The 12,519-nt window shown below is 74.1% G+C and carries 11 protein-coding genes; 7 read left to right on the top strand and 4 right to left on the bottom strand.

Going from position 1 to position 12,519, the window contains the following annotated elements; genetic code table 11:
- The first annotated feature begins 158 nt into the window (after nucleotides 1-158).
- Both ADL05_RS23355 and ADL05_RS23350 read left to right on the top strand, forming a co-directional pair.
- Nucleotides 159-1,064, top strand: coding sequence for an ABC transporter permease (locus ADL05_RS23355; RefSeq protein ID WP_053619150.1), 906 nt, complete (start codon nucleotides 159-161; stop codon nucleotides 1,062-1,064).
- Between the two features lie 137 nt (nucleotides 1,065-1,201).
- Entirely contained in the window at nucleotides 1,202-2,512 is a 1,311-nt protein-coding gene (locus tag ADL05_RS23350; RefSeq protein WP_231640882.1) for a sensor histidine kinase, read from the top strand.
- A gap of 33 nt (nucleotides 2,513-2,545) precedes the next feature.
- Here ADL05_RS23350 and ADL05_RS23345 read toward each other — a convergent pair whose 3' ends face one another.
- The 3 genes from ADL05_RS23345 to ADL05_RS23335 all read right to left on the bottom strand — a co-directional run bounded on the left by ADL05_RS23345 (nucleotide 2,546) and on the right by ADL05_RS23335 (nucleotide 5,186).
- Entirely contained in the window at nucleotides 2,546-3,295 is a 750-nt protein-coding gene (locus ADL05_RS23345) for a hypothetical protein (RefSeq protein ID WP_053619149.1), read from the bottom strand.
- 376 nt (nucleotides 3,296-3,671) lie between these two features.
- Complete coding sequence (locus ADL05_RS23340; RefSeq protein ID WP_053619148.1) at nucleotides 3,672-4,163, bottom strand: hypothetical protein; 492 nt, start codon at nucleotides 4,161-4,163, stop codon at nucleotides 3,672-3,674.
- A gap of 444 nt (nucleotides 4,164-4,607) precedes the next feature.
- Nucleotides 4,608-5,186, bottom strand: a complete 579-nt coding sequence (locus tag ADL05_RS23335) for a gamma carbonic anhydrase family protein (RefSeq protein ID WP_053619147.1) — start codon at nucleotides 5,184-5,186, stop codon at nucleotides 4,608-4,610.
- Between the two features lie 382 nt (nucleotides 5,187-5,568).
- Here ADL05_RS23335 and ADL05_RS23330 point away from each other — a divergent pair, with 382 nt between their 5' ends.
- Together ADL05_RS23330 and ADL05_RS23325 are read left to right on the top strand one after the other, a co-directional pair.
- Nucleotides 5,569-6,798: an ATP synthase F0 subunit B gene (locus ADL05_RS23330; RefSeq protein WP_053619146.1), complete on the top strand. Its 1,230-nt coding sequence runs from the start codon at nucleotides 5,569-5,571 to the stop codon at nucleotides 6,796-6,798.
- A gap of 123 nt (nucleotides 6,799-6,921) precedes the next feature.
- The gene (locus ADL05_RS23325) at nucleotides 6,922-7,371 is read left to right on the top strand and encodes a GNAT family N-acetyltransferase (RefSeq protein WP_053619145.1); all 450 of its coding nucleotides are present in this window, start codon (nucleotides 6,922-6,924) and stop codon (nucleotides 7,369-7,371) included.
- Here ADL05_RS23325 and ADL05_RS23320 read toward each other — a convergent pair.
- Nucleotides 7,362-8,930: an MDR family MFS transporter gene (locus ADL05_RS23320; RefSeq protein ID WP_053619307.1), complete on the bottom strand. Its 1,569-nt coding sequence runs from the start codon at nucleotides 8,928-8,930 to the stop codon at nucleotides 7,362-7,364. The genes ADL05_RS23325 and ADL05_RS23320 overlap by 10 nt on opposite strands.
- 405 nt (nucleotides 8,931-9,335) lie before the next feature.
- Between ADL05_RS23320 and ADL05_RS23315 the strand changes: the two genes are divergently transcribed.
- The 3 genes from ADL05_RS23315 to ADL05_RS23305 all read left to right on the top strand — a co-directional run bounded on the left by ADL05_RS23315 (nucleotide 9,336) and on the right by ADL05_RS23305 (nucleotide 12,506).
- Entirely contained in the window at nucleotides 9,336-9,938 is a 603-nt protein-coding gene (locus ADL05_RS23315) for a TetR/AcrR family transcriptional regulator (protein ID WP_053619144.1), read from the top strand.
- Between the two features lie 74 nt (nucleotides 9,939-10,012).
- Nucleotides 10,013-10,681, top strand: a complete 669-nt coding sequence (locus ADL05_RS23310) for a cyclopropane-fatty-acyl-phospholipid synthase family protein (RefSeq protein ID WP_053619143.1) — start codon at nucleotides 10,013-10,015, stop codon at nucleotides 10,679-10,681.
- A 208-nt stretch (nucleotides 10,682-10,889) separates the two neighbouring features.
- Nucleotides 10,890-12,506 carry an amidohydrolase family protein gene (locus ADL05_RS23305; protein ID WP_053619142.1) on the top strand — a complete coding sequence of 539 codons (1,617 nt, stop codon included), beginning with the start codon at nucleotides 10,890-10,892 and terminating at the stop codon, nucleotides 12,504-12,506.
- Nucleotides 12,507-12,519: the final 13 nt, after the last annotated feature.

Here is a 12,519-nt window from a genome sequence, read left to right as displayed (position 1 = left end):
CCGCGACCCCCACGGCACCCCGCCGCGCGACGCCCCGACCCACGGGCTCGCGCCGCGCGACGCCCCGACCCACGGGCTCGCGCCCCATGACACCCCGACCCACGGGGCCCGCGCCCCGCCGGGCGACGACGCCCCGGCCGAGCTTCGAGGAGAACACCATGAGCACGACGCCACCACCCAGCACGCCCACCGCCGCCGCGGCCTCGCCCGCGCCCTCCGGACCTGGATCCGGCTCCGCCCCCGGGACTCCCCGGCGGCGCGCGCCCCGCACCGCGAAGCAGCTCCTGCGCCTGACCCGCATGGAGTTCACCCTGTTCGTGCGCTACAAGACGGCCTGGATGTTCCTGGCCCTGCCCGTGTTCTTCAGCTTCATGGCCCTGCAACTGCCGGCGGACGAGGTCGTCCCGGGCTTCGGAATGGGCGAGATGGCCATGCTCAGCTCCATCGGCTCCATCAGCCTCATCCTGGGCATGGGCCACGCCTCCAACGTGTTCACCGCCCGGCGCGAGTCGCTGGCGCTCAAGCGGTTCCGTGTCAGCGGCGTGGGCCAGCCGGTGATCTTCGGCGGCGTCATCGGGGTCGTGGCGGTCTTCTCCCTGGTGATCGCGCTCCTCATCGGCGGGTTCATCGCGGCCATGCCGGACGGGATGCTGCCGCGCGACCCGCTGATGCTGGTCGTGGCCATCCTCCTGGGCAGCGTCGCGTTCTCGCTCATGGGCCTGCTCGTGACCCCGCTGGCCCGCAACGCCGAGAGCGCGCAGCTGGCGGTCATGGTGCCGATGATGATCCTCATCTTCGCGAGCGGCGGCATCATCCCCCTGGAGGCCCTGCCCGAGGGCGCGCGACAGCTCTTCAGCCTGATCCCGTCGGTGCCCCCGGGCGAGCTCGTGCAGGCCGCCTACACCGGGTACGACGTGTTCGGCGGCGCCGCGGGCGCCGAGTCGAAGGGCTACCTGGGCCTGTGGGCCGCGGCACTGCCGTCGATCGGGATCATGCTGGCCTGGATCGCGGTCCTGGCGCTCGCGGTGCGGCGGTTCTTCCGGTGGGACCCGCGCCAGCCGTGACCGGGCGCGTCGGACGCCCCGACCTGGGCCGCGGGTTCTCGACTACGCTCGTCGGGCGGTTCCGCGGGGCGGAGCCGCCCGCGGCCGTACGAGGGCCCACCGGGCCCGCCGCGAACCGATCGACGAACGGAGTGGGCGTGCACCAGGACGAGGCGGTGGCCGACACCGATCCCTCCGGGAGGAACGGCCGCAAGCTCCGCATCACGCGGCGGCTCATCATCGTGTCGATGGCCCTGCTGCCGCTGACCCTGCTGTACTGGCCGGTCATGGACGTCCTGGCCGCGGTGAACGAGGGCCTCCCGCTCTGGCGCTCGGTCGCGGGCACGGTCCTCGCGGTCCCGCTCGCGGTACTGCTCATCATGCTGATCCGCCAGCGGATCGGGATCGACGGCGGCATCCGGGAGATCTCCCCCTGGACGTACTGGGGATCGCTGGGCCTGACCGTGCTCTGCGCCGCGCTGTTCCAGAGCCCGGTGACGATGGCGCTCATGCTGGGCACCTGGTGGTGCATCGGAGTGTTCGCCGGGTCGCGCGGGCGCGCCGCCCTGGTCACGGTCGGCCTCCTGGCCACGCCCTGGCTCCTGTGGCCGGTCAGCTCCGTGGAACTCCATCTGGTCCCCTTCGCGCTGGTGTGGCTGGGAGCCATCCTCTGGTCGGGGCTCCTGTCGCTCGGCTTCCTCGTCACCATCTGGATGTGGGACCTGACCGTCGACGCCGTCAACGGCCAGCGGGCTCGGGCCCAGCTCGCGGTCAGTGAGGAGCGCCTGCGCTTCGCCCGTGACATGCACGACCTGCTGGGGCACAGCCTGTCCGCCCTCGCGGTCAAGTCCGAACTGGCCGGCCGGCTGGTGGAACGCGCTCCCGAGCGCGCGGTCGCGGAGATGGCGGAGGTGCAGGACCTCGCCAGACAGGCCCTCCAACAGGTGCGGTCCGCGGTCAACGGGTACCGGGAGGTGGACCTGGCCGCCGAGGCGGCGTCGGTGCGCGAGGTCCTGCGGGCCAACGGCACCGAGGTCACCGTGACCGGGCTGGACGGCCTGGCGGAGGTACCGGCCGACAGGGCCGCGCTCGCGGCGTGGGTGGTGCGTGAGGGCGGCACGAACGTCCTGCGGCACAGCGACGCCACGGAGTGCCGGATCGGCTTCTCCGTCACGAAGGACGTGCTCCCCGGGTCGGAGACACTGGTGGTGGAGGTGTTCAACAACCGGGTCAGGGGGCAGGGCAAGGCGAACGGCCTGTCCTCCGGCAACGGCCTGTCGGGACTCTCCGAGCGGGTGGCCATGGGCGGCGGAGCGCTCTCCGCGGCGCGCACCGGGGACAACGGCTTCCTCCTGCGCGCCATCATCCCGCTCGGGGTGTCCGGTCCGTCGGCCGGCGGCGGCTGGGGCCGCGGCGTGCGGGGCCCGGACGGCCCGGAGCGCGGGGAGGCTCCGGACACGACCGCCTGACGGGGCTGCGCGGCGCCGTGCGGCGCCGCGCGGTCAGCGGACTCCGACCGAGGCGAAGGCGGCGTCGATGTGCGCGGTCGCCTCGTCGCCGCCGGCGGTGTTGACGCCGAGCATGAACGCCCCGGTCCCGTCGTCCACCTCCACGAGCAGGAAGCGGCCGTAGACGCCCTCGTCCCCCTCGGTGCCCACGGACACCCCGAACGCCGGAGCGCCGTCCACCTCGCGTTCCCCGGAGGGCTCGGCCCACGGGGTTCCGCCGCTCGTGAGCAGAGGGACCGCGGCCTCCAGGGCCAGCCGCGTGCCGGCCACCGACAGGGGTTCGACGGCGTTGAGGTCCCGTGTCCCCGTGACGATGAGCGCGTCGGGGTCGTCGTCGGAGCCGTGGACCGCGTACGAGGTGTACTCCTCGGGGACCCCGTCGCCATCGAGCTGGTGCCACCCCCGGCCCGGCAGGGTGTAGGCGAGGCGGTCGCCGCCCACGGCCACGGGTGTGGTCGGCCGCTCGCCGCCGTCCTGGCCGGATCCGTCCGAGGACTCGTCCGTTCCGGCCGCCTCCGCCCCGGCGTCCGCGTCGTCGGACCCGGCGCCCGACAGCGGACCGCCGTCGGACAGGAACCAGCCCACGCCGACCACCGTGACCAGGACGAACAGGAGGGTCACCGCCAGCGCGACCGTCCGGGTGACCCGCCGTGCGGGTTCGCTCCCGTCCACGCCGCGTACCGTGCCGCCCGGCACCGCGCCGCCCGGGGCCTCTCGCCGCTCCCGTGTGTCCGACTCGTCCATGTACCGCTCCTGGGAGGCCGATCGTCTCGCGGGGCGCGTGTGGGCGCCCCCAGGAGTGCTACCCGGCGGTAGCCGCCGTGCAGCGTGCGCGCCGTGGCCGGATGAGGACGCCCGGACCCGGGCGGAACTGACGCCGTCCTCACGCCCCGGTTGCTAGGGCGTCCGGCGAACTCGCCACCCTCGCCGCGACCGGCACGGCGCCTCGCCCGGGCTCCAGGTCCTGCTTCGTGCAGCGCCGCGGGCTCGCGGCCGCCAGGCCGCCTGTCGCCGCGCCTCCGCGCTCGTGCGGCGCGACCAGGCTGAACGTCGCACATCGTCGTGCGAGAGAGGGCCTGACGACCGCCCGCTCACCCGTGAGCCTTCAGGGGGACACCCGCTAATGCGCCCAGAGGGCGGTCGGCGGTGGCGGCGGCGCCGACGGCAGCGGGACCTCGAAGGCGAGCGGGTGCGCGCTCCAGAGCGGGCCGGGGACCGGCAGGGGCGCGGGCAGCGGGCGCGGTTCCGGCACCAGGGCCGAACCCGGCGCCGGGCTGGTGTCGGACTCCCGCTCGTCCGGCGGGGGCGGCGCCGGGTCGGGGCCCCTGCCCGGCACGCGCGAGGGCGGGCCGGTCGGGCCGCTCGGCCCCGGCGGTCTGGTGGGCTCGTCGCCACGGCTCGTGGGCGCGGGGTCCGCCGCCGCGGCGGACCCGGGCACGCACGCGGGCGGCGGCGCGGGCGCCAGGCCCAGCACCCGGTCGATCTCGGCCGGGCGCAGCGGACGGTCGGCGTCGGCCACGGCGATGAGGACCTCCGCGTAGAGCTCGATCTCGTCCAGGGCGACGTGGTCGTGCAGGGACCGCCGGTGATACGGGGGAACGCCGTGGGTCATCGGGCCCTCCCGGGGGTACTCCGGAACGCACGCTGGAGGAGGGGTGGGGCGGGGCGGATCCGCTCACCGGACAGCGCCACCTGGTCTCACCTCCCCTGATGTCTGGGTCAGGTCCCTGGCCCGCCCGGGCGGGGGAGCCAGGAGCGTCCGCGCCGTTCGGTGAGCCGCGCTCACCGAACGGTGGAACGGCGTCGCGTGAGCGGGTCGGCGCCCCGGAACACGCGGGGACGGGCCGGATGCGACGGATACCGGTCCACGGGGCGCCAGGTGTCCAGGCTACGCGGCGGTGCGGCGCGCCCGCATGACCCAGGAGGACCAGTGCCCGCCCCACCCGGGTTAGCCAGGCGTCCTCGCGCCACCGCGTGGTCCGGTGCTTTCGGGCCCCTGAGCGGCGGGAACGCGTCGCTGGTCCGTGGGCGGGGCGCCTCGGCGACGGCTCGGCCGTCAGCGCCAGTCGACGTCCCGGTGCCGTCCCGCCAGGTCGGCGTAGTGGGTCGGCGTGTGCTCCAGGACCAGGCGGTCGTCGTCGTTGAGGTCCCGGATCACCTTTCCGGGCACACCGGCCCACAGCGTGCCAGGCGGGACGGTCTTGCCCGGGGGCACCAGCGATCCCGCCGCGACGAGCGCGCCCCTGCCCACGCGCGCCCCGCCCAGGACGATCGCGCCGATGCCGATGAGGGCGCCCTCCTCCACGACGGCGCCGTGCACCATGGCCTTGTGGCCCAGGCTCACGCCGTCGTGCAGGATCGCGGGCTGCCCCGGGTCGGCGTGCATGCCGCACTGGTCCTGGATGTTGACGCGCTCACCGACGACGATGTCCTCGGTGTCGGCGCGCAGCACCGACCCGTACCAGACACTGCTCCGCGCGCCCAGCCGCACGCGGCCGACCACGACGGCCCCGGGCGCGACCCAGGCGGTGGAGTGGATGTCCGGCTGCCCGAACGGCGCGCCGCCGATCCGCGGTCCCCACGGTCCGCCGCCGCGCGAATCGTCCGCCGCGGTACCCGATTCGTGGTCGTTCATGCGTCGCCTCCGTGTGTTCGTGGTCCCCGGGGCCGGTGAGACTCACGGGAAGTTGACCGGTCCGCCCCCGTACGGGGATGATCGCGCATACCTTAGTAAGTACGTGACCAGGGTCCGCACGGCGAACTACCCTCACGGCCTCTTGACGCGGCGACGCCGTGCGTGCCTACCTTGGTCGTTCGGACGGTGTCACGACGCTACGCTCCGCTCGCGACCAGGACCCCCGCTGACCGCGGCCGAGCGGCGAAGAGGACACCCCCGTGCCACCACGCTCCGCTGGAGCCCGTGGGTGTTCCTGTGACAAACGGGTACGGGGCAATTCTCACCTTCTGCGACGTGCAGTCAAACGGTGTTAAAAGGACAAGAAAGGCACATGAGCGATATGTTGCCGGGCGGCGGACTGCAGCAAGACAGGTTCCCGACAGTGCGCAAGGGCGGCTACGACAAGGCGCACGTCGACGACTACTACGTCCGAATGGACAACCAGTTCAAGGACATGCGCGAGCGCCTGCAGCGCATGGACGACGAGCGGGAGCAGTACAAGCGCGATCTGGCGATCGCTCAGGAGAAGGCCCAGGTCAAGCCTGAGCACGAGCAGATCAGCGAGCGCATGGCCGAGATCCTCCGGATCACCGAGGAGGAGGCCCAGGAGCGTCGCTCCAAGGTCGCCGCCGAGGTCAGGGAGATGGAGCAGAAGGCCCAGGAGGAGATCGCCAAGCTCCGCAAGGACGCCGAGCAGCACGCCGAGCGGATCGTGGCCTCCGCGCGCGAGGAGGCCAACCAGATGGTCTCCAGCGCGAAGAAGGAGACCGACCAGCTCCGCGAGCAGGCCAAGTCCGAGGGCGACCGCCGGCTGAACGAGGCCGAGGCGCGGGCCAAGAAGATCCACGACACGGCGGACCGCAGGCTCGCCACGCTCACGGCCACGCACGCCGAGGCGCTGCGCCGCCTCAAGGACATGCACTCCACGCTGGCGGACCTGGTCTCCGCGGAGGACAGGGCCGGCGCGCTGGAGACCGGGCTGTCCCGCGAGGAGGCCGCGACCGAGACCCCGAAGGCCGCTCCGGCCCTGGGTCCCGCGTCGGCCGGTCCCCACCGGCCGGGAGCCGCCAAGCCCGCGGAACCGGCCAAGCCCGCCGAGCCCGCCAAGGCCCCCGAGCCCGGGAAGCCCGCGGCCAGGCCGGAGCCGGCGTCGCAGGAGGAGGCCACCACCAAGCTGCCTCCGGCGCAGCAGGAGCCGGACGAGGCCACCGTGCGCATCAAGCCGGTGGCCCGGCCGGAGCCGTCCGGCCAGGAGGCACCGAAGTCGGACGCGCCCCAGGGCGGCGACGCCAAGGCCGCCCCGCCGCAGGGCGGGCGCGTCGCCGGTCCCGCGCCGGGTCGGCAGCCGTCCGGCCACCCGTCGGGTCCGCAGCAGCCGCACTCCCCGCACCAGTCCCAGAAGCCGCAGCAGGGGCCGCAGGGCCAGCAGGGCCGGCAGGCGCCCGGCGGCGAGGACGAGGGCGGGGACCCGGGGATCACCGGTGTCTACCGGCGCCCGGAGGGCGACCGCGACCAGTCCGCCCAGCCGCCCACGGGCGACGAGGGCGTGCGGGTCATCCGCAAGCCGTAGGGCGGTCGGCGCGAGCGCCGAACCACCGGGGGCGGGGACCCAGTCCCCGCCCCCGGTGGTTTGTGGTCTCTTGTAGGCCGACGTCCGCCTTGTCGCAGGCTGTCGGCTACGATGCCGTCAGCCATGATTATCCGCGCGGCCATCCGGTCGGACCTCGGCGCGATCCTGCGGCTCCTCCGTGAGCTCGGCGACGCCGACCACTCGCAGAGCGCGCACGTCCGCATGTCGTCCGCGGCCGTGCGCGCCTGGACGCGTATGGAGAACGACCCCGACCGCACGGTCCTCGTCGCCGAGCAGCGCGGGCAGATCATCGGGACGCTGGACCTGATGGTGGTGGCGAACCTGACCCACGACGCCCAGCCCTGGGCCGTGGTGGACAACCTGGTGGTCGACCCTCTGACCCGCGGCCGGGGCATCGGGCGGGCCCTCATGGACGACGCGGTGGACCGGGCGGCGCGCGCCGGGTGCTACAAGGTCGAACTGCTCTCCCACGAGAGCCGCCACGGCGCCCACCGCTTCTACGCCGCCCTGGGCTTCGAGAACTCGGCCGAGGGCTTTCGCCGCTACCTCTGACCGGCCCCGTCGGCGCTCTCGGCGGCCGTGGCCCTGCCTCCGCGCAGCGGTGTGCCCTTCATGAACGCCACCGCGACCAGGCCGAGCACCGCGACCGGGATCCCGGTGACGAACACGCCCTGCATGGCGTGGTCGAAGGCGCCCACGATGACGTCGCGCACCGGACCCGGCAGCGAGTGGACCAGTTCGGGCGACCCGGTGGCCGACTCCGCGGCCTCGGCCAGCCCGGTCGAGAGCGCCTGCGCACCCGCGTCGCCCTCGCCCCCGTCCGCGCTCGCGGCCGCCACCCGGGCGCGGGCCGCCTCGGCCGCCGCCGCGAGTTCGCCGTTGAGGCGGGACACCATCACCGCGCCGAACGCGGCCACACCGGTGGCGCCGCCGAGGTTGCGGAAGAAGGTGATCGCGCCCGTGCCCGAGGCCAGGTCCGCGCTGGGCAGGGCGCTCTGCGTGGCCAGCAGCAGGATCTGCATGGACAGCCCGAAGCCGAGCCCCACGAGCGCCTGCCCCGCGACGACCGTCGTCAGTCCGGGGTCCAGGTGCGCCAGGCTCAGGGCCGAGAAGCCCACGACGCACAGCGCCATGCCGACCACGGGGTAGATCCGCCACCGGCCCGAACCGCTCACGGCGAACCCGGAGCCGATCGAGGTGAGCAGAAAGCACCCGACCAGCGGCAGCGTCATCATGCCGGAGACCGTGGGGCTCATGGCGTGCACCATCTGGAGGTACTGCGGCATGTAGATGATGAGGCCGAACATCATCACGCCCACGGCGACCGATCCGACCGACGAGAGCACGAACGTGCGGTCCCGGAACAGGCGCGTGGGGATGATCGGCTCCGCTGCACGCCGCTCCACGGCGACGGCCGCGACGGTCAGCGCGAGCGCACCCGCGCCCAGGGCGTAGGACGGGACCGAGTTCCAGTCGAACTGCGTGCCGCCCAGGCTCAGCAGCACGATCACCGCGCTGGCCGCGCTGAAGATCAGACCGGCGCCGAGCCAGTCGACGGGGACGCCCCGGCGGGGGACGAAGGGCACGTTGAGCATGACCTGGATGACGGCGAAGGCCACGACCGCCAGCGGCACCGTGATGAGGAAGCACCAGCGCCAGCCGAGCGGGCTGTCCACGAGGAAGCCGCCGACCAGCGGCCCGAGGACGGTGGACACACCGAAGACCATGCCGATGAGCCCGCCGTAGCGGCCGCGCTCCCGCGGGGACACGACGTCGCCGAGGATGATCATCGGCAGTGTGGCCAGGCCGCCCACGCCCAGTCCCTGGAGGGCGCGCGCGGCGATGAGCGTGTTGACGTCCTGGGCGAAGCCCGCGGCGAGCGAGGCCACGATGAAGACGCCGAGGGCGATCTGGAAGAGGAGCTTGCGCCCCCAGATGTCGGAGAGCTTGCCCCACACCGGAGTGGAGGCGGTCATCGTGAGCAGCGCGGCGGTGGCGACCCAGGCCAGGCGGTCCTGGCCGCCGAGCTCGCCCATGATCGTCGGCAGGGCGGTGCCGATGATCGAGTTGGTCAGCATCGAGGTGAGCATGGCCAGCACCAGGCCGACCATGATCCGGCGGACGGTGCGCCGGGAGGGCGCCGCGGGCCCGGCGTGCGCGGTCGGCTCGGCGGGCCCGGCGTGCGCGGTGGACTCGGCGTTCGCGGGGGTGTCTGGGGCTGCCGGATCGGCCGGGGGCGCCTGGCCCCGGCCGGGTGTCGGGGACGCGAACGCGGCGTCCGGCCCTCCGACCGGTTCCTTCCGGTGCGTCGACTGATCCACTGCTGGTCCCCCGATCCGGACGCGCGAAAAGCCCCGCGGCGCGTGGCCGGGGGCGGCGTCCTCACACAGGTATATGTAAACGCTGTTGACTCTGTCAAATCGGTATCTGTCTGCCCGTTTCGGTAGGCGTTCGGTGCCCGCGGGTGTCAACCTGGAATCCTGGAAGCCAGATCACGGCCGCCGAGGGGTGTACAGATGGACCGTCCGGAGCAAACCGGAGGCGGCGCGGTGCCCACGCGCGGCCGTGCGGTCACGCGCGCCCGCATCCTGGCCAGCGCCAAGGAGCTGTTCACCGACGAGGGCTACGGCGCGGTCTCCTCCCGCAAGATCGCCGCGCACGCGGGCGTCAACGTCGCGCTCATCAACCGGTACTTCGGCGCCAAGAGCGGCCTGCTGGCCGAGATCCTGCGCGAGGACGGCGTGTTCCCCGGCCTGATCGAGGGGGACCCCGCGACCCTCAGCCGCCGCCTCGCCGAGCACGCCGTGAGCCGCCTGTACGGCGAGGGGACCCCGCTCCAGCGGGCGCTGGACGACTCCGCCGGGGACCCCGACCTCCAGGCCGTCTACCAGGGACGCCTCAAGACCGCCATGCTCGACCCGCTCTCGGTCTACCTGGGGCGGGAGAACGCGTCGGTCCACGCCTCCCTGGTGGCGGCGGTCCTGCTGGGGCTGACCAGGGTCCGCCTCATCGAGGGCGGCACGGCCCTGCGGGCCCATGACCGGTCGCAGCTCACCGACCGGATCGAGGCCATGCTCGACCTGTGCCTGGCCGAGTTCGACCCGCCCGGCGAGAGCTGACCGTTTGCCGTTCCGGCAAGCCGGCTCGCCGGATCGGGCCCCTGCGGGGAGAGTGGTGCGCGGAGGTGGTCGGGATGAACCACGAGGACACCGGGTCCGACGCGCACGCACTGCCCGAGGAGATGGGCGCGGACTTCTGGAACGAGCTGTACCGGACCAAGGACCGGGTCTGGAGCGGCAGGCCCAACCGGCAGCTGGTGGCGGAGGCGGCGGACCTGCCGCCCGGCCGTGCGCTGGACGTGGGATGCGGCGAGGGCGCCGACAGCGTCTGGCTGGCCGAGCGCGGATGGCGGGTGACCGCGGTCGACATCTCGACCGTGGCGCTGGAGCGGGCCGGGGCGCACGCGCGCGAACGGGGGGACGCGGTCGCCGACCGCGTCACCTGGCGGCAGGCGGACCTGACCGACTGGACACCGCCCGCGGCCGCCTTCGACCTGGTGTCCGCGCAGTTCATGCACCTGCGTCCGGAGCCCATGGTCCGGCTGCTCGACGCGCTCGCCGCCGCGGTGGCGCCGGGCGGACACCTGCTGGTCGTGGGCCACCATCCGGCCGACGTGGACAACCACGTGCCGAGGCCGCCGCACCGGGAGTTGTTCTACACCGCCGAGGACCTGATCGCCCTGCTGCCGGACACGGGCTGGACCGTGGTCACCGGTGAGGCGCGCGCGAACTCACAGACCATCGACGGCACGGTCCACGAGGTCCGCGACACGGTGCTGCGCGTCCGCCGCGACCCGGCCTGACACCCGCCGGTCCGGGCCGGTCCGGGGACGTGCCGGAGGCTCTGGGCCGAGGGCGGCGGCCCTCCTCCGGGCGCGGCCCTCGGGGGGCGTCGGCGGGCGACGGGCGGGAAATCGGGGCCCGACGTTCACGAAGCCCTGTGGGCGAGCGGTCCGCGGCGTATCTTGGGTCACACCGAATCCGGCCGGCCGCGGCCCGAACGGAGGAACCGTGCAGCCCGAGACCGTACTCACCGGCGGCCGCGTGGTGGACGGCACCGGGAGCCCCGCCCGCCGGGCCGACCTCGTCCTGCGGGACGGCCGCGTCAGCCACATCGCACCGCCCGGGCACGCCCGCGGCACGGGCGAGTCCGTGGACGTCGGCGGACTGGTCGTCGCGCCCGGCTTCATCGACATGCACGCCCACTCCGACCTCGCGATCCTCGCCGACCCCGCGCACGAGGCCAAGACCCTCCAGGGCGTCACGCTGGAGGTGCTCGGCCAGGACGGTCTCGGCTACGCGCCGGTCACCGACGACACGGTGGACGAGATCCGCACCCGGATCGCGGGCTGGAACGGCACCCCCGACCTCGACCACGCCTGGCGCGGCGTCGGCGAGTACCTGGACCGGGTCGACCGGGGTGCCGCGGTCAACGCCGCCTGCCTCGTGCCCCACGGCAACGTGCGCATGGCGGTCGTGGGCGGTCAGGACCGGCCGCCCACGGAGGACGAGGCGGCCCGCATGCGGGCGATGGTCGCCGAGGGCATGGCCGACGGGGCGCACGGGCTGTCCACGGGGCTCACCTACACGCCCGGGATGTACGCGACCGACGACGAGATCGTCGACCTCCTGGCGCCGGTGCGCGCCGGGGGCGGCTACTACTGCCCCCACCACCGCAACTACGGCACCCGGGTCGTGGAGTCCTACCAGGAGTGCCTGGACGTCGCACGCCGCGCCCACGTCCCGCTCCACCTCGCGCACTGCCACGTCAACTTCCCGATCAACCGCGGCCGTGCTCCCGAGGTGCTCGACGCCATCGACGAGGCCACCGTCCGCTACGGCCTCGACGTCACCCTGGACAGCTACCCCTACCAGGCCAGCGCCACCTATCTGGGCGCCCCGCTGCCCGGCTGGGCGCAGGCGGGCGGTACCGCCGCCACGCTGGAGCGGCTGCGGGACGGGCCCACGCGTGCGCGGGTGCTGCACGAGATCGAGGTCGAGGGGACCGACGGCAACCACGGCGTGCCGATGGACTGGTCGGCGATCGTGGTCACCGGAGTCGCGGAACCGTCGCTGTCCTGGGCGGTGGGGTCGGCCATCGCCGACCTCGCGAAGAGCCGCGGGGAGGAGCCCGGCCGGGTCTACGCCGACCTGCTCGTCGCGGACGAGCTGCGCAGCGGGTGCCTGCTCCAGGTCGGCAACGAGGAGAACATCCGCACCATCATGCGGCACAGCTCCCACACGGCGGGCAGCGACGGCATCCTCGTCGGCGACCGGCCGCACCCGCGCGGCTGGGGCACGTTCCCCCGCTACCTCGGGCACTACGTGCGCGAGCTGGGCGTCCTGACCCTGGAGGAGTGCGTGCGGCACCTCACCTCCCGGCCCGCGCGCCGCCTGGGACTGACCGACCGCGGAGCCGTCCACCTCGGGGCGATCGCCGACCTGGTGGTCTTCGACCCCGACACGGTCGCGGCGGGCGCCACCTACGAGGAACCGCGCCGCGCCCCGGTGGGCATCGAGCACGTCCTGGTGTCGGGCGAGTTCACCGTCCGGGACGGCCGGCGCACCGACCGCCTCCCCGGGCGCTCGGTCCGTTCGGCCGGGTGGTTGCGCCGAACCCGCCGCTGACCCCGCCCCCCGG

Origin of the sequence: Nocardiopsis sp. NRRL B-16309 (assembly GCF_001279585.1) — a bacterium.
Taxonomy (GTDB): domain Bacteria; phylum Actinomycetota; class Actinomycetes; order Streptosporangiales; family Streptosporangiaceae; genus Nocardiopsis.
The sequence above is the reverse complement of the archived record's forward strand: the minus strand, read 5'-3'. Positions and strand labels throughout refer to the sequence as shown.

What these genes read in the sequence shown, in the direction of transcription:
- ADL05_RS23355 (WP_053619150.1), top strand. Translation starts at nt 159, where the DNA reads ATGAGCACGACGCCACCACCCAGCACGCCCACCGCCGCCGCGGCCTCG.
- ADL05_RS23345 (WP_053619149.1), bottom strand. Translation starts at nt 3,295, where the DNA reads ATGGACGAGTCGGACACACGGGAGCGGCGAGAGGCCCCGGGCGGCGCG.
- ADL05_RS23340 (WP_053619148.1), bottom strand. Translation starts at nt 4,163, where the DNA reads ATGACCCACGGCGTTCCCCCGTATCACCGGCGGTCCCTGCACGACCAC.
- ADL05_RS23335 (WP_053619147.1), bottom strand. Translation starts at nt 5,186, where the DNA reads ATGAACGACCACGAATCGGGTACCGCGGCGGACGATTCGCGCGGCGGC.
- ADL05_RS23330 (WP_053619146.1), top strand. Translation starts at nt 5,569, where the DNA reads ATGTTGCCGGGCGGCGGACTGCAGCAAGACAGGTTCCCGACAGTGCGC.
- ADL05_RS23325 (WP_053619145.1), top strand. Translation starts at nt 6,922, where the DNA reads ATGATTATCCGCGCGGCCATCCGGTCGGACCTCGGCGCGATCCTGCGG.
- ADL05_RS23320 (WP_053619307.1), bottom strand. Translation starts at nt 8,930, where the DNA reads ATGGTCGGCCTGGTGCTGGCCATGCTCACCTCGATGCTGACCAACTCG.
- ADL05_RS23315 (WP_053619144.1), top strand. Translation starts at nt 9,336, where the DNA reads ATGGACCGTCCGGAGCAAACCGGAGGCGGCGCGGTGCCCACGCGCGGC.
- ADL05_RS23310 (WP_053619143.1), top strand. Translation starts at nt 10,013, where the DNA reads ATGAACCACGAGGACACCGGGTCCGACGCGCACGCACTGCCCGAGGAG.